The sequence below is a fragment of the Micromonospora sp. NPDC049089 genome, assembly GCF_040648775.1.
GTDB lineage: Bacteria > Actinomycetota > Actinomycetes > Mycobacteriales > Micromonosporaceae > Micromonospora.
Genome location: NZ_JBEZEH010000004.1, coordinates 46,980 through 68,775 on the forward strand (window position 1 = coordinate 46,980; position 21,796 = coordinate 68,775).

The 21,796-nt window shown below is 72.9% G+C and carries 22 protein-coding genes; 12 read left to right on the forward strand and 10 right to left on the reverse strand.

What is annotated here, in order from left to right:
- Complete coding sequence (locus tag AB0B48_RS01740; RefSeq protein WP_357194406.1) at positions 1-1,302, forward strand: serine hydrolase domain-containing protein; 1,302 nt, start codon at positions 1-3, stop codon at positions 1,300-1,302.
- A gap of 23 nt (positions 1,303-1,325) precedes the next feature.
- On the opposite strand, the gene AB0B48_RS01745 is transcribed toward AB0B48_RS01740, so the two are convergent.
- The gene (locus tag AB0B48_RS01745) at positions 1,326-2,138 is read right to left on the reverse strand and encodes a DUF3097 domain-containing protein (protein WP_357194409.1); all 813 of its coding nucleotides are present in this window, start codon (positions 2,136-2,138) and stop codon (positions 1,326-1,328) included.
- A 302-nt stretch (positions 2,139-2,440) separates the two neighbouring features.
- Between AB0B48_RS01745 and AB0B48_RS01750 the strand changes: the two genes are divergently transcribed.
- On the forward strand, positions 2,441-3,235 hold the full coding sequence (locus AB0B48_RS01750; RefSeq protein WP_357194411.1) for a hypothetical protein: 795 nt from the start codon (positions 2,441-2,443) through the stop codon (positions 3,233-3,235).
- 31 nt (positions 3,236-3,266) lie between these two features.
- Here AB0B48_RS01750 and AB0B48_RS01755 read toward each other — a convergent pair whose 3' ends face one another.
- From AB0B48_RS01755 to fabG, 4 genes are all read right to left on the reverse strand, one after another.
- Positions 3,267-4,046 carry an HAD-IIA family hydrolase gene (locus AB0B48_RS01755; RefSeq protein WP_091403868.1) on the reverse strand — a complete coding sequence of 260 codons (780 nt, stop codon included), beginning with the start codon at positions 4,044-4,046 and terminating at the stop codon, positions 3,267-3,269.
- Positions 4,047-4,061: 15 nt separating this feature from the next.
- Entirely contained in the window at positions 4,062-5,090 is a 1,029-nt protein-coding gene (locus AB0B48_RS01760; RefSeq protein ID WP_357194414.1) for a ferrochelatase, read from the reverse strand.
- Between the two features lie 99 nt (positions 5,091-5,189).
- Positions 5,190-5,957: an enoyl-ACP reductase FabI gene (gene fabI, locus AB0B48_RS01765; protein WP_357194417.1), complete on the reverse strand. Its 768-nt coding sequence runs from the start codon at positions 5,955-5,957 to the stop codon at positions 5,190-5,192.
- Between the two features lie 27 nt (positions 5,958-5,984).
- Positions 5,985-6,689 carry a 3-oxoacyl-ACP reductase FabG gene (gene fabG, locus AB0B48_RS01770; protein ID WP_355009692.1) on the reverse strand — a complete coding sequence of 235 codons (705 nt, stop codon included), beginning with the start codon at positions 6,687-6,689 and terminating at the stop codon, positions 5,985-5,987.
- A gap of 154 nt (positions 6,690-6,843) precedes the next feature.
- Between fabG and AB0B48_RS01775 the strand changes: the two genes are divergently transcribed.
- From AB0B48_RS01775 to AB0B48_RS01795, 5 genes are all read left to right on the forward strand, one after another.
- Positions 6,844-8,073 carry a histidine kinase gene (locus tag AB0B48_RS01775; protein ID WP_357194420.1) on the forward strand — a complete coding sequence of 410 codons (1,230 nt, stop codon included), beginning with the start codon at positions 6,844-6,846 and terminating at the stop codon, positions 8,071-8,073.
- Positions 8,070-8,732: a response regulator transcription factor gene (locus AB0B48_RS01780; RefSeq protein ID WP_357194423.1), complete on the forward strand. Its 663-nt coding sequence runs from the start codon at positions 8,070-8,072 to the stop codon at positions 8,730-8,732. Before AB0B48_RS01775 ends, AB0B48_RS01780 begins: the two co-directional genes overlap by 4 nt.
- A gap of 99 nt (positions 8,733-8,831) precedes the next feature.
- A complete protein-coding gene (locus tag AB0B48_RS01785; RefSeq protein ID WP_357194426.1) occupies positions 8,832-9,731 on the forward strand; it encodes an alpha/beta hydrolase in 900 nt (299 codons plus the stop codon).
- Positions 9,728-10,993 carry an acyltransferase gene (locus AB0B48_RS01790; protein ID WP_357194429.1) on the forward strand — a complete coding sequence of 422 codons (1,266 nt, stop codon included), beginning with the start codon at positions 9,728-9,730 and terminating at the stop codon, positions 10,991-10,993. Before AB0B48_RS01785 ends, AB0B48_RS01790 begins: the two co-directional genes overlap by 4 nt.
- 62 nt (positions 10,994-11,055) lie before the next feature.
- Positions 11,056-11,271, forward strand: coding sequence for a hypothetical protein (locus tag AB0B48_RS01795; protein ID WP_196925116.1), 216 nt, complete (start codon positions 11,056-11,058; stop codon positions 11,269-11,271).
- A gap of 75 nt (positions 11,272-11,346) precedes the next feature.
- Here the strand turns inward: AB0B48_RS01795 and AB0B48_RS01800 are convergent, their stop codons facing one another.
- The 3 genes from AB0B48_RS01800 to AB0B48_RS01810 are packed head-to-tail and all read right to left on the reverse strand — an operon-like array spanning position 11,347 to position 14,371.
- A complete protein-coding gene (locus tag AB0B48_RS01800) occupies positions 11,347-12,297 on the reverse strand; it encodes a VWA domain-containing protein (RefSeq protein WP_238682141.1) in 951 nt (316 codons plus the stop codon).
- Entirely contained in the window at positions 12,294-13,295 is a 1,002-nt protein-coding gene (locus AB0B48_RS01805; protein WP_357194472.1) for a DUF58 domain-containing protein, read from the reverse strand. The genes AB0B48_RS01800 and AB0B48_RS01805 overlap by 4 nt, the downstream gene beginning before the upstream one ends.
- A complete protein-coding gene (locus AB0B48_RS01810; protein ID WP_196924350.1) occupies positions 13,274-14,371 on the reverse strand; it encodes a MoxR family ATPase in 1,098 nt (365 codons plus the stop codon). Before AB0B48_RS01810 ends, AB0B48_RS01805 begins: the two co-directional genes overlap by 22 nt.
- A 240-nt stretch (positions 14,372-14,611) precedes the next feature.
- Between AB0B48_RS01810 and AB0B48_RS01815 the strand changes: the two genes are divergently transcribed.
- From AB0B48_RS01815 to AB0B48_RS01825, 3 genes are all read left to right on the forward strand, one after another.
- Positions 14,612-14,842 (forward strand): hypothetical protein, encoded by a 231-nt coding sequence (locus AB0B48_RS01815; protein ID WP_357194432.1) that lies wholly within the window; start codon positions 14,612-14,614, stop codon positions 14,840-14,842.
- A 266-nt stretch (positions 14,843-15,108) separates the two neighbouring features.
- A complete protein-coding gene (locus tag AB0B48_RS01820) occupies positions 15,109-15,618 on the forward strand; it encodes a PH domain-containing protein (RefSeq protein ID WP_355009731.1) in 510 nt (169 codons plus the stop codon).
- Between the two features lie 43 nt (positions 15,619-15,661).
- Positions 15,662-17,182: a PH domain-containing protein gene (locus tag AB0B48_RS01825; RefSeq protein WP_357194435.1), complete on the forward strand. Its 1,521-nt coding sequence runs from the start codon at positions 15,662-15,664 to the stop codon at positions 17,180-17,182.
- Between the two features lie 125 nt (positions 17,183-17,307).
- Here AB0B48_RS01825 and AB0B48_RS01830 read toward each other — a convergent pair whose 3' ends face one another.
- Entirely contained in the window at positions 17,308-18,375 is a 1,068-nt protein-coding gene (locus tag AB0B48_RS01830) for a phosphatase PAP2 family protein (protein WP_357194438.1), read from the reverse strand.
- 128 nt (positions 18,376-18,503) lie between these two features.
- On the opposite strand from AB0B48_RS01830, the gene AB0B48_RS01835 reads away from it, so the two are divergent.
- Together AB0B48_RS01835 and AB0B48_RS01840 are read left to right on the forward strand one after the other, a co-directional pair.
- Positions 18,504-18,908, forward strand: coding sequence for a hotdog domain-containing protein (locus AB0B48_RS01835; RefSeq protein ID WP_030488289.1), 405 nt, complete (start codon positions 18,504-18,506; stop codon positions 18,906-18,908).
- A complete protein-coding gene (locus AB0B48_RS01840) occupies positions 18,905-19,735 on the forward strand; it encodes an MBL fold metallo-hydrolase (RefSeq protein WP_357194441.1) in 831 nt (276 codons plus the stop codon). The genes AB0B48_RS01835 and AB0B48_RS01840 overlap by 4 nt, the downstream gene beginning before the upstream one ends.
- A 4-nt stretch (positions 19,736-19,739) precedes the next feature.
- On the opposite strand, the gene AB0B48_RS01845 is transcribed toward AB0B48_RS01840, so the two are convergent.
- Positions 19,740-21,566: an RICIN domain-containing protein gene (locus AB0B48_RS01845; RefSeq protein WP_357194444.1), complete on the reverse strand. Its 1,827-nt coding sequence runs from the start codon at positions 21,564-21,566 to the stop codon at positions 19,740-19,742.
- Between the last annotated feature and the right edge of the window lie 230 nt (positions 21,567-21,796).

A 21,796-nucleotide genomic window follows, 5' to 3' on the forward strand; every position in this document is an offset into this window, starting at 1 on the left:
GTGACCCTGCTGCCCGCGACCGCCCGGCAGATCGACACCCAGGTCGCCCAGGCGCAGATCGACGGACGTACCCCGTCACTGGTGCTGGGCGTGGTCCGCGACGGCACGCTGGTCCACCTGGCCACCGCCGGCGAGCACCCCCGCCCGGACGCCGACCTGCAGTACCGGGTGGGCTCGATCAGCAAGACGATGACCGCCACCTTGATCATGCAGTTGCGTGACGCCGGCCAGCTCTCCCTCGACGACCCGCTGGAACGGCACCTGCCCGGCACCGCGGCGGGCGCGCTCACAGTGCGTCAGCTGCTCGGGCACGCCAGCGGCATGCAACGCGAACCCGAGGGCGACTGGTGGGAGCGGAGCGCGGGCGCCGACCTGGCCACGCTGCTCGACGGCCTCAACGCCGACAAGATCGCCTACCCGCCGCACACCGCCTACCACTATTCCAACCTGGCCTACGGGCTCCTCGGTGGCCTGCTCGAACGGCTCACCGGGAAACCCTGGGCCGACCTGCTCGACGAAAGGGTGTTCGGCCCGCTGGGCCTGCGCCGCACCACCTACGCGGCCACCGAGCCGTACGCCCCCGGTTACGTCGTCCACCCCTGGCACGGCACCCTGCGCGAGGAACCCCGTACCGACACCGGCGCCATGGCTCCCGCCGGGCAGCTCTGGTCGACGATCGAGGACCTCGGCCGCTGGGCCGCGTTCCTGGCCGACCCCGACCCGTCGGTGCTGGCCGCCGAGACGCTGACCGAGATGTGCGCCCCCGTGGTGATCAGCGACCTCGACTCCTGGACCGGCGGGCACGGCCTGGGGCTGGAGCTCTACCGCGACGGCGAGCGGGTGTACGTCGGGCACGGCGGCTCGATGCCCGGGTACGTGGCCGCCCTCGTGGTGCACCGACCCACCCGCACCGCTGTGGTCGGCTTCGCCAACTCGTACGGCTTCCCGATCACCGGGCTCGGCCGTCAGCTGCTGACCATGGTGCTGGACGCCGAGCCGGCGCTCCCGCAGCCGTGGCGGCCCGCCACCGCCGCACCCGACGCGGGGTCGGCCGAGCTGACCGGTCGCTGGTGGTGGATGGGCACCTCGATGGACCTGAGCTGGGACGCGGGTGACCTGGTGGCCCACGTACGCGGTGAGCGGGTGACCCGGTTCACCGCCGAGGGGACGGACCGCTGGCGGGGACGTTCCGGCCCGGAGAACGGCGAGATCCTGTCGGTGCTGCGCGACGACAGCGGACGGGCGCTGGCGGTCGACATCGCCACGTTCGTCTTCACGCGCAGCCCGGACGAGGTTCCCTGACCGGCCGCCGGGGGGTCAGGCGGTCAGGCCGGCTCGGTGACGAAGTCGATGAGCCGTTCCATGGCGTTGATCAGAGGGGTCTCCACGTCGGCGAAGCTGTTCACCCGGGACAGGATGTGCCGCCACATGTCCGCCGGCTCGGCGACCCCGAGGGCCGCGCAGACCCCCTCCTTCCACGGCCGCCCCGGCGGCACGACCGGCCAGGCCGCGATGCCCAACGCGGCAGGCTTGACCGCCTGCCACACGTCCACGTAGGGGTGCCCGGTCACCAGCACGTGCGGCGAGTTCACCCGGGCGACGATCCGGCTCTCCTTGCTGCCCGGCACCAGGTGGTCGACGAGCACGCCGAGTCGTCGGGTCGGGCCGGGGCCGAAGTCGCGTACCTCGGCGTCGAGGGCGTCGATGCCGTCCAACGGCTCCACGACAACACCCTCGATCCGTAGGTCGTCGCCCCAGATCCGCTCGACCAACGCGGCGTCGTGGATGCCCTCCACCCAGATCCGGCTGGCCTTCGCCACCTGGGCCCGCACGTTGTCCACGGCGACCGAGCCGGACGCAGTGCGTCGACGGGCCGCCGGAACCGGCGCACGGGTGGGGCGGCGCAGCGTCACCGGGCGGCCGTCGAGCAGGAACGCCGCCGGCAGCAGCGGGAAGTTGCGCCGTTTACCGTGCCGGTCCTCCAGCACCACCGCGCCGGCCTCGAAGCCCACCACCGCTCCACAGAATCCGGAGTCGGCATCCTCGACCACGAGATCCGGTTCGGCGTCCACCTCGGGGGTGACCTTGCGCCGTCGCCAGTCGCCCGCCAACACGTCCTCGCCGTATCGCCCCGCCATGTCGATCACGCTAGACCCAGCCCGCTCCCACCCCACCCCCGACACACCGCCCCGCCCCCCGACCGCCGCACCCCTAACCTCAGCCGCCACCCACCGCTGTCGATCATGCAGTTGTGGTGCTCCACAAAACGGCTACAACCGGTGCCTGTCATCCACCACCACTGCATGATCGACGCGACCCGGGGCGCGGAGACACGAGCGGGCCGGAGCGGGGATCGGGGCGAACAGGGCAGTTGGGGGCAGGCCGGGCGACCGGAGCGGCAGCCGAGACAGGGCCGGTCGTGACCACGTACCCTTTCGGCATGTCCACCCCCGCAACGGGCGCGGTCACACTCGCGCCGCGCCGGTCCAGCCGGTTCGTTGCCTGGGTGCGCGCGTGGCGCGCCGGGTTGGTGCCCTTCGACGAGGTCGCCGACGCCATCGCCGGCGACGAGGAACACCTCGTTGCGGACGCCCCGGGCACCTGGACCGACGTCCCGCTGGGTGCCGCGCTGCCCACCCTGGCCAAGCTCTCCCCGGACGAGATCCGCCTGGTGCTGCCCGCGCCCGGCGACCCGAGGGGTCTGCCCGGCCCCGGCGACTTCGCCGGTGCGGCGCTGGTCACGGGTGAGGCGGTGGTCGCCGGCGGGCTGGGGTTGATCCCGGAGGTCCGCTCGCACACCTCCGGCTCCGGGGACTGCTTCGAGACGGTGCTGTGGCGGGTCTACCCGCTGCCGGCCAACGCCCCCGCCGCGTCACTCTCGTTGCCTGGCGCCGCCGAGGCGGAGGCCGAGTTGGCCGCCGCGCTGGCCGAGACGACAGCCGTGCTGACCCGCCTCGACGTCGCCCAGTGGCGGCCCGAGCTGGCGGGTGCGCTGGCCGCGCTCCGTCGCCCGGACGGCACCACCGATCTCCCACCGGGCTTCGACCCGCGGGCCCGCCGGCTCTTCGCCCGCGCCGCGGTGCTCGACCGAGTGCTGGCGTTGGCCGGGCACGCCGCCCCGGGCGGCGCGATCAACAACTACGAGGCGCAGCAACGGGACGCGGCACTCCGCCCCCTGACCGCAGCCTGCCGGCAGGCGCTGGTGGCCGCCTGCAACGCCCCCCTGCGCCCCTGACCGGAGCCCTGCAACGCCGGTTGAGGGCAGGTCAGATCTCGTCGAGCAGATCCGCGACCGAGTTGATGATCCGCGACGGGCGGTACGGATAACGCTCCGCCTCGGTGCGGCTGCTGATCCCGGTGAGCACCAGGATGGTCTCCAGTCCAGCCTCCAGGCCGCACAGGATGTCGGTGTCCATCCGGTCACCGATCATCGCGGTGCTCTCCGAGTGGGCGTTGATGGTGTTGAGCGCCGAGCGCATCATCATCGGGTTGGGCTTGCCGACGAAGTACGGCTCGACCCCGGTCGCCTTGGAGATCATGGCGGCGACCGAGCCGGCGGCGGGTAGCGCGCCCTCCACGGACGGGCCGGTCACGTCGGGGTTGGTGCAGATGAACCGCGCGCCGTCGTTGATCAGGCGGACAGCCTTGGTGATCGCCTCGAAGCTGTAGGTGCGGGTCTCGCCGAGCACCACGTAGTCGGGGGCGAAGTCAGTCAACACGTAGCCCACGGCGTGCAGCGCCGTGGTCAGCCCGGCCTCACCGATGACGTACGCGGTGCCGCCCGGCCGCTGGTCGGCGAGGAACTGGCCGGTGGCCAGGGCGGAGGACCAGATCGACTCCTCCGGCACGTCCAGCCCCATCCGGCTGAGCCGGGCCGTCAGGTCGCGCGGGGTGTAGATCGAGTTGTTGGTCAGCACCAGGAACGGCTTGCCGGAGGCGCGCATCCGGTTGATGAACTCCGGCGCGCCGGGCACCGGCTGGCCCTCGTGCACCAGCACGCCGTCCATGTCGGTCAGCCAACTCTGCACGGGCTTACGGTCATGCATGATGATCCTCAGAGGTCAGGGGCGACGGGTCGGCACGCAACAGACGGTGGCGCAGGTGTCCCACATGGGCAGCTCGCCCAGGCGGCGGCGCAGCTGCGCGCCGTCCGGGTCGGTCCGCTCGGTGACCAGCTCACGCACCATGGTCACGAAACGCGGGTCGGTGCCGGGCGTACCGGCCCGGACGAAGTCCAGGCCGAGCTGCTTCGCCGTCTCCAGCGCTTCGGTGTCCAGGTCCCACACGACCTCCAGGTGATCGGAGACGAACCCGATCGGGCTGACCACCACACCGGTGGTCCCGCTCTGGGCGAGGGCGGCCAGGTGGTCGTTGATGTCCGGTTCCAGCCACGGAACCTGCGGCGGGCCGGACCGGCTCTGCCAGACCAGGTCGTACCCCAGGTCGGGTGCGGCGGCCGCGGCGACGAGCCGGGCGGTCTCGTGCAGCTGCGCCTCGTACCGGCCACCGTGCGGGCCGGCGTTGGCCGCCATCGAGTTGGGGATGGAGTGGGCGGTGAAGACCAGCCGGGTGGTGTCCCGCAACGCCTGGTCGAGCTGGCCCAGCGCCGCCCGGACCGCGTCGACGTGCGGCTCGACGAAGCCGGGGTGGTCCCAGAACTGGCGCAGCTTCTCGATCACGGGGGCTTCCGGGCCGACGGCGGCACGCGCGGCGGCGATGTCCTCCTGGTACTGCCGGCAGGAGGAGTAGCCGCCGTACGCGCTGGTGACGAAGGCCAGTGCCCGGGTGACCCCGTCGTCGCGCATCTGGGTCACGGTGTCGGCGAGCATCGGGTCCCAGTTGCGGTTGCCCCAGTAGATGGGCAGGTCGACACCGTGCGCGGCGAAGTCGGCGCGGACGGCGGCCAGGAGGTCCCGGCACTGCTGGTTGATCGGGGACACCCCACCGAAGTGCTGGTAGTGCTCGGCGACCTCGGCCAGCCGCTCAGGAGGCACACCCCGGCCCCGGGTCACGTTCTGCAGGAACGGCATCACGTCCTCGGGCCGCTCGGGCCCGCCGAAGGACACCAGCACCACCGCGTCGTACGACATGGGGTCATTCTTGCCCCTCGGCCGGGACGCCCCGGCGACGCCCCCTGTTCCGGACGCGTAGATCACGCGGACGGCGACCAGTGGGCGTCGCGGGGAGCGTCAGGAACCGATGGCGTGGTAGCCGCCGTCGACGTGGACGATCTCGCCGGTGGTGGCCGGGAACCAGTCGGAGAGCAGCGCCAGGCAGGCCTTGGCGGCGGGCTCCTGGTCGGTGAGGCTCCAGCCCAGCGGGGCCCGCTCGGCCCAGGCGTCCTCGAACTGGTCGAAGCCGGGGATCGACTTGGCGGCGATGGTCCGCAGCGGCCCGGCGGCGACCAGGTTGCTGCGGATGCCCTGCTTGCCCAGGTGCATCGCCAGGTAGCGGGAGGCGGACTCCAGGCCGGCCTTGGCCACGCCCATCCAGTCGTAGACCGGCCACGCCTTCGTCGCGTCGAAGGTCAGACCGACCACCGCGCCGCCGGGCGACATCAGCGGCAGCGCCGCCATCGCAAGGGATTTGTACGAGAAGGTGGAGACGTGCAGGGCGGTCGCCACGTCCTCCCAGGGCGCGTCGAGGAAGCCGCCACCCAGGCAGCTCTGCGGGGCGAAGCCGATCGAGTGCACGACACCGTCGAGGCCGTCGACGTGCTCGCGGACCCGGTCGGCGAGGCTGGCCAGGTGTTCGGTGTTGGTGACGTCCACCTCGATGACCGGCGCGGGCTCGGGCAGCCGCTTGGCGATCCGCTCGACCAGGGACATCCGGCCGAAGCCGGTGAGGACGACCTGCGCACCGTTCTCCTGGGCGAGCTTCGCCACCGAGAAGGCGATCGAGGCGTCGGTGATGACACCGGTGACGAGCAGTCGCTTACCGGCGAGCAGTCCGGACATCGCTGATTTCCTCCGTAGTCAAAAGGGTTAGTGGCCCATGCCGAGGCCGCCGTCGACCGGGATGACGGCGCCGGAGACGTACCCGGCGCTGTCGGACGCCAGCCAGGTGACCACGTCGGCGACCTCGTCCGGGCTGGCCATCCGACCGGCCGGGATGGACTTGAGGATCTCCGCCTTGCGGTCGTCGGTGAGGCCGGCGGTCATGTCGGTGTCGATGAAGCCGGGCGCCACCACGTTCGCGGTGATGTTGCGGCTGCCCAGCTCCCGGGTGATCGAGCGGGCGACGCCGACGAGGCCGGCCTTGCTGGCGGCGTAGTTGACCTGCCCGGCACCGCCGGCGAGGCCGACCACCGAGGAGATGAAGATCATTCGGCCCCACTTGGCGCGGAGCATCTTGCCGGAGGCCCGCTTCGCGACCCGGAACGCGCCGGTGAGGTTGGTGTCCACCACGTCGGTGAACTGCTCCTCGGTCATCCGCAGCAGCAGCGTGTCGGCGGTCATGCCGGCGTTGGCGACCAGCACCTCGACCGGCCCCAGCTCGGCCTCGACGGCGGCGAAAGCGGCGTCGATCGAGGCGGCGTCGGTGACGTCGGCGCGAACGCCGAACAGCCCCTCAGGCGCCTCGCCGCTGCGGTGGGTGACCGCCACCCGGTCGCCCTGCTTGGCGAAGGCCTGCGCGATGGCCAGGCCGATCCCCCGGTTGCCCCCGGTCACCAGCACGGTGCGAGCCACTGTTCCCCCTTGCGATGGTCAGCACGGACGCGTCGGAGCCTAGGCGTTACCGGCAGGTAAGCGCTAACGGGAGTCGCGTCACACTGGGGTACGACACCGGGATCAACCCCTGGTGGCACGCCTCGTGGCGGGGTCGGCCCGTAGCCTCCGGGTGGTGAACCGGCATCCGATCGCGGTGGCCCTTCGGGCCCTGCGGCAGACAGTGCTCGGCCCGGACGCCCGGCCCGAACGGCCGCTGCTGGCCCGGTGGCCACGGCTGGCCCCGTACGCCGCGCCGGTCGGCCTGCTCGCCGCGCTCGGCCTCTTCCTGATCACGTTGACAGTGGAGAGCGACTGGGGCCTGCCGCCGCCGATCGCGCTCCTGTTCGCGGCGATGACGGTGGCGCCGCTGCTGGCGCTGCCCCGGCGTCCGCTGCTGGCCTGGCGGCTGACGGTGCTGGCCCTGCTGATCTGCACGTTCAACGCCCCGGCCGACCAGGCCTGGCCGTGGACCCCGCCGCTGGCACTCGGGTCGATCGCGGTGGCGGCGGTGGTCGTCGCACGGGTCGACCGCCCGGTGCTGGCCTGGGTGGTGGCGATCAGCACGGTGCCGGTGTTCACCCTTGTCCACCCGAACAACCGGGTCCCGGTCCTGCTGCTGCTCGGCGCGCTGGCGATCGCCGGCGACCTGATCCGGCGCAACCGGCTGTCCCGGCGCGCGCTGGTCGCGCAGACCGAGCTGAGCGAACGCGAGCAGGAACGTCGTGCGGTGCTGGAGGAACGCACCCGGATCGCCCGGGAACTGCACGACGTGGTGGCCCACCACATGTCGCTGATCGCGGTGCAGGCGGAGACCGCCCCGTACCGGCTGACGGACGTGCCGGCCCCGGCAGCCGCGGAGTTCGTCGCCATCGCCGCGTCGGCCCGTGACGCGCTGACCGACATGCGGCGGCTGTTGGGGGTGCTGCGCAGCGAGACGAGCGGGCCGCAGACCGCGCCGCAGCCGGACCTCACCGACCTGGGCGCGATGGTGGACGCGGCACGCCGGGCCGGGCTGCCGGTGACCCTGGACGCCGAGTCGGTGGACGACGACCGGGTGCCCGCGCCGGTCGGGCTGGCCGCGTACCGCATCGTGCAGGAGGGCCTGGCCAACGCGGCCCGCCACGCTGCCGCCGCCGCGGTGCGGGTCACCGTCCGCACCGGTCCGTCCGGTCTGGGGGTACGCGTCGAAAACTCCCCGGCCGACGTCCGACCGACCGATGACGGTGGCTCCGGGCACGGGCTGACCGGTATGCGGGAGCGGGCCACCTCGCTGGGCGGTACGTTCACCGCCGGGCCGCTGCCCGACGGGGGTTACGCGGTGGCGGCCGAGTTGCCGTACGACGCGGAGGGCGGGGATCGATGATCCGGGTGCTGATCGCCGACGACCAGGCGATGGTCCGGCAAGGTTTCGGCGCGCTGCTCGCCGCCCAACCGGATCTGCTGGTGGTGGGGGACGCCGCCGACGGCGCGCAGGCGGTGGCCGCCGCCCGCCACCTCGACCCGGACGTGGTGCTGATGGACGTGCGGATGCCGGTCATGGACGGGCTGGAGGCCACCCGCAAGCTGCTCGGTGACCGGTCGACGCAGCGGCCCCGGGTGCTCATCCTCACCACCTTCGACCTGGACGACTACGTGTACGAGGCGCTGCGCGCCGGGGCCAGCGGGTTCCTGCTCAAGGACGCCCCGGCGGCCGACCTGGTGCAGGCGGTGCGGGTGGTGGCGGCCGGGGACGCGCTGCTCGCCCCGGGGGTGACCCGTCGGCTGATCGCCGAGTTCGCGGCCCGTCCGGACCGCCGCAGCCCGCGCCCCACCGACCTGGCCGGGCTCACCCCGCGCGAGACCGAGGTGCTGCGGTTGATCGCCCGGGGCCGCAACAACGCGGAGATCGCGGGTGACCTGGTGGTGGCCGAGCAGACGGTGAAGACGCACGTCGGGCGGATCCTGGCCAAGCTGGGTCTGCGCGACCGGGCACAGGCAGTGGTGCTGGCGTACGAGACGGGTCTGGTGGCCGCCGGCGAGTAGCCCTGTGGAGCCAGCCTTGAAACGGCTCTGCGGGACGACGACCGGGCCCCGCCCCTGGGCGCAGTCTCCCTCCGGACGACATTCCGGAGGGAGACCGTGATGCGACGACGAGGTGCCAGCCGGGTGGCGATGGCCGCGCTGCTCGGCGTGAACCTGGTTCTACCGACCCGACCCGAGCCGGCCACGGCGGTGGGGTTCGTCGAGGCGTACCCCGTGACGGCGGCGGCGATGCGCGCGGCCGGCCCCCCGTACGCGGACTGGGCGGCCGACGGACGCCGGTTCCTGCTGTTCGACGAGCGCGGTGACGGCCGCGCGGTCGAGGTTGTCGGCGACCTCGCCGACGCGGACCGGATCGCGGTGCTGGTGCCGGGGGTCGGCAGCACCCTCGCCGACTTCGACAGGGGGTTGGGCGGGGTGGCCCGGCGGGCGCCGGCGGTGCAGGCCGGGCAGCTCTACCGGGAGCTGCGGGCGCTCGACCCGGCGGCGCGGGTCGCGGTGCTGGCCTGGCTCGGCTACGACCCGCCCGACGGGGTCCTGACGGCCGCCGGTGGCGTCAGCGCGCGGCGCGGAGCGGCCGGACTGGCCGCGCTGCTCAGGGAACTGGCCGGACGCCGTCCGGCGGCGACGATCACGCTGGTGGGGCACAGCTACGGGGCGCTGGTGGTGTCGCTGGCGGCGGCGGAGGCCCCGGCCCAGGTCACCGACGTGGTCAGCCTCGGCGGCGTCGGCGCCGGGGTGCAGCGCGCCGACGACCTGCCCGGCGGGCGGCGGCTCTGGGCGGCCGAGTCGCCGACCGACTGGATCCGTCGGGTACCACCGGTGCGGCTGCCCGGCCTGGGTTTCGGCCGGCGACCCGGCGATCCGGCGTTCGGTGCCCGGCCCCTGCCGGTGGGTGGGGTGGCGGGGCACGACGGCTACCTCACGCCGGGCAGCGCCACGCTGGTCGCGGTGGCGGCGGTCGTGCTGGGCGACACCGACGGGATCGGGGACGCCCGGTGAGCCGGGACCGTGCCGTCGACGCCTTGCGGGCGTACGCCATCGGCGGGGTCGTGCTGGGGCACTGGCTGGTCACCGGGTTGGTGCTGACCGGCGACGGCGGGCTGCACCAGGCCAGTCCCCTGACCGCCCTGCCCGACCTGGCCCCGATGACGTGGGTGTTGCAGACGCTCGGGTTGTTCTTCTTCACCGCCGGGTTCGGCTCGACCCGGTCGCTGGCCCGTTACCCGGGCGGCACCGGCGGTTGGGTGGCCGGTCGGCTGCGGCGGCTGCTGCTGCCCACCGTGGCGCTGCTCGGTGCGGGGGCCGCAGTGCTGCTCGCCGCGACCGTCGTCGGCACCTCGGACGACACGCTCGCCGTCGCGCTGCGGCTGGCGGTCAGCCCGCTGTGGTTCCTGCTACCGCTGGTGATCCTGGTCGCGGTGACCGGTCCGCTGCGCGTCGCCGTACGCCGGTGGGGGGTGGCCCGGTGCGTAGCGCCGGCGGTGGCCGTGGTGGCAGCGGTCGACCTGGCCGTCCGGCTGCTGCCGTCCGGCACCGACCTGCCCCCGGTCACCGTGCTGGCGGCCTGGTCGGTGCCCTACCTGCTGGGAGTGGCGCACGCCGACGGACGGCTGGACGGCCGTCGGGCGGGCGGCACGTTGGCGGCCGGTGGGGCTGTCGCGCTGGCGGCGCTGGTGGCGCTGGGCTACCCGGTGAGCGCGGTCGGCGTACCCGGGGCCGGGGTGTCCAACCTGAACCCGCCGTCGCTGCTGGTCGTGGCGTTGGCGGTGACCCAGGTCGGGCTGGGGCTGCTCGCCAGACCGGCACTGCACCGGCTGCTGACCCGACCGCTGCCGGGCCGGGCGGTGACCGAGGTGAACCGGTCCGCCGTCCGGATCTACCTGTGGCACCAGCCGGTACTGGTGGCGGTGACCGCGCTCACCGCCCGCGGCGGGCTGGCCCTGCCCGGTCTGCACACCGCCCCGGACGGCCCGGGGTGGGTGCTGGCGCGCTGCTGCTGGCTGCCGTTGCTCGCCGTGGTGCTGGTCAGCGTTGTGCGGGTGGGTCAGCCGAGGTCGTTTCGGCGGGGCGTACGCGCTGGTGGCGGGTGGCGTCCCCAGCCGGGCGGTGGAGGGGCGGCCGACCGGTCGGCCGAGTGCGTTCCGTCGGCACCACAGGTGTACGATCATCGACGTTCCGGCCCGCCCGACTTGCAGGAGGTGATCGCTGTGCGAGATAGCGATCCTCCCAGTCGTGGCCGGGCCGATGGTCAGTCCCGCTGAGCCACGACTCAGTCTGGTGAGCTGACCCCGCTCCGCTCCCCACCACGTCGGCAACTGCCGAGGTGAGTGTGCCGCGCCGCCCGATCCCGGGCGGTCGCCGGGAGCCGCCCGGTCACGACTTCGTGTGCGCGTCCCCACCCCCTGCGGTCCGCCCCCGCACGCGGACCGTCCAGCCGCCACCCGGAGCCGTCATGAGCCGCTACGTCGCCCCGCTGGGCTTCACCCTCGCCGCCGTCTGGGTGGCCATCGTCTTCGTGCTCGCCGGTGGCGGTCACTGACCGCTCCGGGCCGGCAGCTCGCGCTGCCCGGTGCTGGTGCCGGCGGCGATCGTCGACCGCCGCCGGCGCAGCCGTTCACAGCATGCGGGACGACCACAGCAGACTGAACGCGCCCGCGCAGAGCGCCAGCAGCAACGCCACCCCGGCGTACCACTGGGTCACCTCACGCGGCTCGGTGCGGAACCCGATCGAGCTGCCCATGTCCTGATAGACCTGTTTCAACTCGCTCACCGAGGCCGCCTCGTAGAAGTAACCCTCGGTGGTCTCGGCCAGCTCGGCGAGGGCCATCCGGTCCACCGGCACCCGCTGCAACTGCCCGCCGATGTCGACCTGGCCGGTGTCGGTGCCGAAGGCGATGGTGGAGACCGGAACGTTCGCGGCCTGCGCGGCCGCCGCCGCCTCCTCCACCGCCCGACCGGAGGTCCGGAAACCGTCGGAGAGCAGCACGATCCGGGCCGGCGGAATACCCGCCGCGCCATCGGCCGGCACCGACCGGATCGCCTCCAGGCAGGTGAACACCGCCTCGCCGGTCGCGGTCGCCTCGGCCAGCACCAGCCCGTCGATGGCGCTGGTCACCGCGTCCCGGTCCTTGCCCGGCGGCACCAGCACGTTGGCCGCCTTGGCAAACGACACGAGACCCAGGTTGTAGCTTTCCGGCAGCTCACTGACGAACTGCTTGGCCGCCTCCTGGGCCGCCTCCAGCCGGTTCGGCGCCACGTCGTCGGCCTGCATCGACAACGACACGTCGATGGCGAGCATCACCGTGGCCCGCTCCAGCGGTTCCTTGGTGTCCACAGCGGGACGGGCCAGCGCGGTGGCCAGCACCAGCAGGCAGAGCAGGAACGCAGTCGCCGGGACGTGCCGACGCCAGCCCAGGCCCTTCGGCGCGACGGTACGCAGCAGGTCCACATTGGTGAACCGCATCGCGTACGCCCGGCGGTGCAACTGCCGCCAGACGTAGAACGCGGCGAGGGCGAAGACCGGCAGCACGGCCAGCAGCCACCACGGTTGCAGAAAACGGATCATCGTGTCGTCCCCCGGGTACGCGCGTGCCGCTGCGCGGCCACGAATCGCACCATGTCCAGCAGCCAGTCTCGGTCGGTACGCAGACGTAGGTGGGCCGCGCCGGCGCCGCGCAGGGCAGCGGCGATCGTGGCCCGTTGGGCGGTGGCGGCCTCGGCGTAGCGCTGCCGCAGCCGCGGGTCGGCGGTCTGCACCTCGTGCAGCTCGCCGCTCTCCGGGTCGACCACCGGCAACACGCCCACGTCGGGCAACTCCAGCTCACGCGGGTCGACCACCTCGATCGCCAGCACGTCGTGGCGGACGCGCAGCTTGCGCATCGGCCGCGCCCACTGCTCGGCCGGCGCGAGGAAGTCCGAGACCACCACGGCCACCCCACGACGGCGGGGCGGACGGTTGAGCATCTCGATCAGGGCGCCCAGATCACCACGGCCAGGCTGGATGGCGGTGCCGGCGACGGCACGCAGCAGGCCCTGCGCCTCCTTGCGCCCGGAACGGGCCGGCAGCCGGGTGAGCACCCCGGGCCCGGCCGGCGGTGGTCCGCCCCGCCAGCGTCGGGCCGGGGCGGACAGCCCGCCACCGGTGCCGATCACAGCGCCGATCCGGTTACCCCCGCGCACGGTCAGGTGGGTGATGGCAGCCGCGGCGGCCACCACCACCTCCCGTTTGAGCCACTGCCCGGTCCCGAAGTCCAGGCTGGCGGAGAGGTCCAGCGCGAGCCAGGTCTCCAGCTCGCGGTCGGCGACCGTACGCCGCACGTGCGGTGTGGTGGTCCGGGCCGTGACCGGCCAGTCCATCCGGCGTACGTCGTCGCCGGGGCGGTACTCCCGGGACTCACCCGCCTCACTGCCCGGTCCGGGCAGCAGGCCGGCGTAGTCGCCCTGGAGCAGACCGTCGAGCTTGCGGGTGACGAGCAGCTGAAGCCGGGACAGCACGGCTTCGCTACGGTCGGCCAGGGGGGCCGGACGAGGGGTGGGTGAGGTCACGGGCGCTGCCCGGGCCAGCCAGCGCCCGGCGGCGGCGCGATCGACGGCGGGGTGGCCTGCTGCCGGGGAGCGACCGCCGGGAGCGGGATCGTCGACATCACCCGCTGCACGATGTGGTCGGCGGGTACGTCGTCGGCGAGCGCGTCGTAGCTGAGCACCAACCGGTGCCGCAGGATGTCCGGCGCGATGTCCTGAACGTCCTGCGGCAGCGCGTAGTCACGCCCGCGCAGCAACGCCAGGGCACGGGTGGCCCGCACCAGACCCAGCGAGGCACGCGGGCTGGCACCGTACTGGATCAGTTGCGCGACGTCCGGCATGCCGTGCTCGGCCGGGGCCCGGGTGGCCAGCACCAACCGGACCGCGTAGTCGACCAGGGCATTGTGGACGAAGACCTGGTCCGCCTTGCGTTGCAGGGCGATCAGCTCCGGGGTGTCGAACACCGCGGTCGGCTCGGGCGCGGCCACGCCCATCCGGTAGACGATCTCCCGTTCCTCCGCGTCGGTCGGGTAGCCCACCACGATCTTCATGAGGAACCGGTCCCGCTGCGCCTCCGGCAGCGGGTAGACGCCCTCCTGCTCGATCGGGTTCTGGGTGGCCATCACCAGGAACGGGTCGGGAACCCGGTGGCTCTCCCCACCGATGGACACCTGCCGCTCGCTCATCACCTCCAGCAGCGCGGACTGCACCTTCGCCGGCGCACGGTTGATTTCGTCAGCGAGCAGGAAATTGACGAAGACCGGCCCCAACTCGACGTCGAACTTCTCGCTCGACTGCCGGTAGATCCGGGTGCCCATGATGTCGGCGGGCACCAGATCCGGGGTGAACTGGACCCGGGCGAACGACCCACCGACGACCTTGGCGAGGGTCTCCACCGCCAGGGTCTTGGCCACCCCGGGCACGCCTTCGAGCAGGCAGTGACCTCGGGCGAGCAGCGCGACGAACATCCGCTCCACCATCCGGTCCTGCCCGACGATCACACGTTTGATCTCGAACAGGCCCTTCTCCAGCAGGGTGGCGTCCTGCGCTGGTGTGGTCACCGGGGCGGGTGCCGCTCCGTTCGGCGTCGGGGCGTCGGGCATGGTCGGCTGGGCCACCGGTCCTCCACAGCGTTTGTCGGTCGTCGCGGCTCGTGCGGTATCAAGACTCGCACGCCTTGCTGAGTGTCGAGGGAGGGAGAAGCTGATTTCGGGCGCGCCGTCCCCGGCAGCCGATTCGCGCATCTCGGGTGTGCACAGACCGGCCTGCCGCGTGTACGATTCACCCCGTCGCCGGGCGGCTCCCCCCGTGGTCGCCCGGCGCTCAAGCTTCCGTCCCGCCGCCCTAGACTGGCCGGGATGAGCACCCCCTCCCCCGCCGACGACGCCCTGATCTGTTCGGCCCGGGGCTGCCGGTCCGTCGCCGTCTGGGCGCTGGAGTGGAACAATCCCCGCCTGCACGACGCCGATCGGCGCAAGACCTGGTTGGCCTGCGCCGGGCACCGGGGCAGCCTCGGTGACTTCCTCGACGCTCGAGGCTTCCTGCGTGCCGTCACTCCGGTGCCCGGATCGCCTACGCTCGACGTGTGAGCGGCGACCCTCCGGCTTCCCCCGGCCCCACCTCCCCGTCCTGGCCGCCCACCCCGGCCACCGCACCGCCCGGCGTCGACCCGCCGCCCGGCGCGTTCCCCGCACCCGGCACGCTCGGCCCGGAGCCCACCGCGCCGGATGTCTCGACGCCCGCCCCGCTGCCACCGGGTGCGCTGCCACCCGGTCACCGGCCGGCGCCCGCCGCCGACCAGCGCCCACCCGACCTGCCGCCTCCCGGCCTCCTGCCGCCCGACTCCGGCGCGCTGATGACGGCCGTGCCGGGTGGCCGGGGTCCGCTGGAGCCCTGGCCGGACACTGTCAACTGGCAGCCGATCTCCACCGACCTGATCTGGGTGGAGCTGATCCGGCTGGCGATCGTGGTCGCCATCGGGCTGGCGGTCACCGGGGTCGCCTGGGCGTTCAGCGGCCACTGGTTGTTCGGGCTCGCCGTGGCCGTCGTGCTGGTGCTCGGCGCGTGGCGGGCCATCGCGATCGTCCGCGCGGTCCGGGCCTGGGGGTACGCCGAGCGGGAGAACGACCTGCTGGTCCGGCACGGGCTGCTGGTGCGCCGGCTCTCCATCGTGCCGTACTCGCGGATGCAGTTCGTCGACGTGAGCGCCGGGCCGTTGGAGCGCGCCTTCGACCTGGCCACCGTGCAGCTGCACACGGCGGCGGCGGCGAGCGATGCCCGGGTGCCCGGGCTGCGCCCGGCGGAGGCGTCCCGGCTGCGCGATCGACTCACCGCGCTCGGCGAGGATCGGGCGGAAGGGCTGTGAGCACCCACGCGGGCAGCCGCCGACCGCACCGAGGGCCGCTCCGATGAGCGACGGGCCCGCCGAGCCGAGCACCGTGCCGCCCACCGGCCCGACACCACCGGGGCCGCTGCTGCCCGCTGGCACGGCTCGTGATGGCGCGACACCGCCTGGACGGGTGCCGCCTGGCGCGGCAGCTGATGGGCCGGTGCCGCCCGGGGCGCCCGCGCCGTGGCCGGCACCACCGGCCGGTGGCGAGGGCGAACCCCGGCAACGACTGCACCCGCTCAGCCCGGTGCTGCACGGCGCCAAGTCCCTGGTCGTGGTGATCGCCGGGCTGTCCTGGTCGACGCTGTCGCGGGTGGGCTTCGGCTGGTTCGCCGCCATGGTGGCGGTGCTGGCGCTCGGCGCGACAGTGCTGTCGGTGATCAGCTGGTACAACACCGGCTACCACGTCGTCGGCCGGGAACTACGGGTGTACGAGGGGCTGCTCTGGCGGCGTACCCGGGCCATCCCGTTGGAACGGTTGCAGGCCGTCGAGGTGGTCCGGCCGCTGCTCGCCCAGCTCACCGGCCTGGCCGAGCTGCGCCTGGAGGTGGTCGGCGGAGGCAAGACCGAGGCGCCACTGGCGTACCTCGGGGTGGGCGACGCGGCAGTGCTGCGCGAACGTCTGCTGGTGCTGGCCGGGCGGGTGGCGCAGCAGCCCGTACCCGCCGACGCGGCGGCCCCGGTGGCCCCGGGTGCGACGGTGCCACCGGCGGCCGTACCGGGCCGGCCACTGCACGCGGTGAGCAACCAGAACCTGCTGATCAGCCAACTGCTCACTCCCCAGGCGTTCCTGCTCCCGTTCGGTGTGGCCTTCGTCGTGGTGCAGTTCCTCACCGCCGGTTCGTGGTCGTTCGTCGCGGTGGCGAGCACCCTGACCGCGATGGCGGGTGTGCTGCTGCAACCGATCCGCCGCGTCCTCGACGACTGGAACTTCCGGCTGGCCCGCGACGGCGGCACGCTGCGGGTGCACAACGGCCTGCTGGAGACACGGGCGCAGACCGTGCCGCTGGAGCGGGTGCAGACCGTGCGGGCCACCTGGCCACTGTTGTGGCGGGTGAAGGGCTGGCTGCGGCTACGGCTGGAGGTGGCCGGTTACTCCGTCGCGGAGGCCGACGACCGTAACCGGCCCGACCGTCTGCTGCCGGTCGGCGACCTGCCGACGGCGACGATGATCGTCGCCGAGGTGCTTCCCGGGGTACGCCTCGACGCTCTCCCGCTGAGCCCGCCGCCGCGCCGGACCCGTTGGCTGCACCCGCTGGGCCGTGCCGCGTTCGGCGCGGGGCTGTTCGAGCGGGTGTTCGCCACCCGGTCGGGGCGGCTCACCCGGCAACTGGTGATCGTGCCGTACGCCCGGATCCAGAGCGTGCGGGTGGTCCAGGGGCCCATCCAGCGCCGTCTCGGGTTGGCCACCGTGCACGCGGACACGGCGGGCGGCTCCGGTGCCACCGCCCAGGACCGCGACCTGGCCGAAGCCTGGGCCCTGGCAGCCGACCTGACGACAAGAGCCCACCAGGCCCGCACCACCACCCCCCAACCCTGACCCCGCCCCTCCCAGCCCTCCGTTCCCCCCTGACCGCCTGTTGATCAAGAGGTTCGCGTCAAGAATCGAGCACGCGGTGACGCAAACCTCTTGATCAACCAGGGCGGGGGCGGGCCTTGGGTGGGTCAGCGGTCGGCGGGGACCGGGGTGTTCGTGGTGGTGGTTTCCGGGCCGCGTGGGGTTGGGGGCTCCGGCTCGTTGTGCGGGGGGTCGGGGGGTGGTTGCGTTCCGGCCTTCGGGTGGCGGACACGCCACGCCGCCCAGCCGCGCTCCGCCAGGCCGACCACCAGGAAGGTCAGCCCCACGTACGCCCAGCCGACCAGCACGTCGATCACGTAGTGCTCACCCGAGTAGACCAGGGTGAAGGTCATCGCCAGCGGGTAGGCGAGCAGCAGCGGCCACCAGCGGCGACGGGTGGCGGTCAGGAAGAACAGCACCACGAACAACGCCCACGCGGTGTGCAGCGACGGCATCGCGGCGACCGGGTTCGAGGCGATCTGGCCGGCGTTGAGGACATTGCCGGCGCCGTGCATGCCGAACGCCTTCCAACCCCGGGTCGAGATCCGGGCGACCTCGGTGAGCAGGCCGTTCTGGGCCGCCCACCAGGGCGGGGCAGCCGGGTAGATGAAGTAGGTGACCAGGCCGGCCGCGCAGAGGAAACCCCACCGCCGCATGTACGCGGCCCAGCGGCGCCGGTCACGCAGCCAGAGCACCGCGGCAGCGGCCAGCGCCACCACGAAGTGGGAGAAGTACACCCAGCTCGCCGCGACATCCCACCAGTGCACCTGCGGGTGGTAGAGGTGCTGCTGCAACCAGACGGTGGGCACCTCACCGCCGGTGGCCCAGCCGAACATGAACCGGTCGGCGACGATCAACTCCATCGCGTGCGGCGTGGCCCCGTTGTCGGCGAACCCACGCGAGAGGTTGTAGATCACGAACAGCAGCACCACCGGCACCCAGTCCCGGGCGAAGCGCAGGTGATTACGCCACGGCCGTTCGCTGTTCCAGGCGATGGTCGCGAGCCAGATCCAGACGAAGGCGTACGTCGGGTCGGTGGGCAGCCCGATGGCCAGCCACGCGGCGACGAACGCGACCGCCCAGACGGTCATGGCGACGACGCGCCGACGACCCCCGTCCGGGGACGCGGGCGGGTCGGTCCGGGCGGGGGGCTGGGGGTCAGTCGCGACGGCCATCGGGGTCAAGGTTAACGACGGGTACGGCATCGACCGACGGGGACCACCCGTTGCGCGTCCGGGGGTGGTCGCGTGCGGATCGTCGGGCGCGTGCTCGACGGGTCCAGCGAGCACCTAGGCTGACGACCATGCAGGAGCAGCCCGAGCCGGCCTTCGCGCCGGGTCTGACCGCCCAGGTCGAGTTGACCGTCACCGACGCGGACACCGCCCAGGCGGTCGGCTCCGGGGACGTACCGGTGCTGGGCACCCCCCGGGTGCTGGCGCTGGCCGAGGCGGCCACCGTCGCGGCGACGGCGACCGGGATGCCGCCCGGTTCCACGACAGTGGGCACCCGGGTCGAGTTGGAGCACCTGGCGCCGACAGTGGTCGGCCGGACGGTCCGCGCGCAGGCGCTGCTGGCGACCGTCGACGGTCGCCGGCTGTCGTTCGAGGTCACGGTCAGCGACGGTGACCAGACGGTGGCCCGGGGCCGGGTGGACCGGATCCTGGTCGACCGGGGCCGCTTCGTCGAACGGGCCGGGCGGGCGTCGTGAACGCCGCTTTCGTCGAGGTCGCCGACCGGGTACACGTGCTGGCCGAACCGCTGCTGCGGGTCAACGTCACACTGGTCGTCGGCGACGATGAGGCGCTACTGGTGGACACGCTCTCGTCGGCCGCCCAGGCCACCGAACTGGCCGCGGCCGTCCGGGCGGTCACCGACCGTCCGCTGACGCTCGTCAACACCCACCACCACTACGACCACTGCTTCGGCAACGCCGTCCTGGCCGGCGACCCACCCCGCCCGGTGTACGCGCACGAACTGGCCGCCGCCGCCCTGCGCGAGGAGCCGGAGCGGCTGCGCCGGGAGGCGTACGAGGAGGTGCGCACGGAGCACCCGGCGCTCGCCGCCGAGCTGGCCGACACCCCGCTGCTCGCTCCCACGCACACCGTGCACGTCGAGACGGTGCTCGACCTGGGCGGTCGACAGGTGCTGCTGCGCCACCCCGGGCGGGGGCACACCGAGGCCGACCTTGTGGTGCACGTGCCGGACGCCGACGTGCTGGTGGCCGGGGACCTGGTGGAGCAGAGCGGCCCGCCCGCCTTCGAGGACTCGTACCCGTTGCGGTGGCCGGACGCGGTCGCGGACCTGCTGCGACTCACCACCGCGCGCACTGTGGTGATCCCGGGCCACGGCGACCCGGTCGACGTCGACTTCGTCCGGGCCCAGCACGCGGAGCTGGCGAAGCTGGCCTGGCTGATCCGGGCCGCGCACACCGGCAGCGCCCCGCCGGAGCGGGTGGCCGCCGAGGCCCCTTTCGGGGCCCGCCCGGCCCTGGTCGCCGCCCAGCGCGGCTACCTGGAACTGAACGGCACGGCCTGACGGCCTACACCGAGGTGCGTCGCCACTGCTGGTTGGTGCCGGTGCCACACGTCCACTGCACCGCGCGGGCACCGTCGGTGGTGGCGGAGTTGAGCACGTCGAGGCACTTGCCGCTGTGCCGGGCGACGAGCTGCACGTAACCCGTGCCGAGGTCCTGCACCCGCCACTGCTGGTTGGTGCCGCCGTTGCAGGTCCACTGGGTGACCCGTACGCCGTCGGCGGTGGCGCCCGCGCCGCCGTACACGTCGAGGCACTTTCCGCTGTGCGCGCTGACCACCGTCTGGTAACCCCCACCCGCGTCCTGGAACCGCCACCGCTGGTTGGGCTGACCGTTGGCGGCCCACTGCACCACCTCGGCACCGTCGGTGGTCGCGCTGTTGTTGACGTCCAGCAGCTTGCCGCTGTGCCGCGCGGCGAGGGTGTACGCGCTCGGCACCGGCACCGTGGTGTCCGGGGCGAGCCGGTACAGCCCGGCGCCGTGGGCCGGGAGCGACCGGGTGAGGGTCCCGGTCGCCGTGCCGAGGGCCGCGCCGGACCACAGGTCTGTCACGGCGGCCGACCCGATCCCGAGGTCGGCGAGGTTCACCGAAACCTGCGCCGCGCTGCTGTCCCTGTTGAACAGGGCGACGTACCGGTGGTTGCTGCCCGGCACGTCGGCGACCCACACCTGCCGGCTGCCACCGTAGAGCTGACGGTTGTTCGCGCTGTTCTGGTTAACTCCCAGAACCGCAGCGTTGGTCATCAACGCCAGCTCGGCGGCGCGGTTCTCGACCAGGTTGCCGCCCCACATCAGTGGCGCACGGTTGATCGCCCACAGTGACATCAGGGTGCGCTGCTCGTCCGACGTCAGGTTGGAGTATCGCGGCGAACCAACCGGCCCGTACTTGGAGAGCCGGCCGATCGGGATCATGTCGGCGTCGGGCCAGGCGCCGGTGGCGCGGTACGGGGTCCAGTTGCGCAGTTGGTCGAAGAGCGCGTCCACTGACGACCAGTTGTCCCACAGATCGTTGACGATCCGCCACATGTGCGCGTTGGCCTGGACGTGTGCGCCGCTGGACAGCGAGGTCGGGCCGGGCGAGAGGCTCAGCACCATCGGTCGGCCGCTGCGCTGGATGGCCGTCCGGTACCCCTCGACCTCCGACTGCCGGTACGTCGGGGCGGCGATGTCGTCCACCTTCACGTAGTCGACACCCCAGGACGCCAGCAACTGGAACATCGAGTCCAGGTAGGTCTGCGCGCAGGGGTTGGACATGTTCAGGCCCCACATGAGGTTGAGCCAGGCCGCGGTGGTGGTGTTGTTGATCTGGTTGGCGCGGCAGGTGGTGCCGAGGATCGGGACGTTGTCGGCGACCGCCTGGCGGGGAATGCCCCGCATCAGGTGGACGCCGAACTTCAGCCCCTTCGCGTGGACGTAGTCGGCGAGCGGCTTGAACCCGTTGTCACCGGCGGCGGAGGGGAACCGGGTCGTGTCCGGCAGCAGCCGGCCGTTGGCGTCCATCCGGAGCCGGGGTTGCAGGTTCGCGTCCTGGTTGGGGCTGTTGTTGTGTTGACCGGGGTAGTACCAGGCCCAGTCGATCACCACGTACTCCCAGCCGAACTGCCGCAGGTTCGTGGCCATGTAGTCGGCGTTGGCCCGGACGTCGGTCTCGGTGACCCGCCAGTTGAACGAGTCGTAGCTGTTCCACCCCATCGGCGGGGTGTCGGCCACCCCGTTGTCCCACGCGGCGGCCCGCTCGGGCGGGTGGGCGACGACCATCCCGGCAGCCACGAGCAGCATGACCAGTAGGGCCGCAACGTGGCGGAACGCCAGAGGTACCAGAACCACCCGCATCAGAACCTCCCCGACGACGCCCACGTTTCCATCGCGCGTCATCGATGTTAACGTTCACAAATCCCCGAGGTCAACCCTCCCCCCGCCCCCACGCTCCCGCCCCGCCCGAGCGCGCGATCTTGCACTTTCTGCGGGGCGAAAGGAGGGCACAGCTGACGAAACGTCAACAGAAACTGCAAGATCGACGCCGGGGAAGGGGCGCGGGGGCGGGGGGCGGGGCGCGGGGTTGG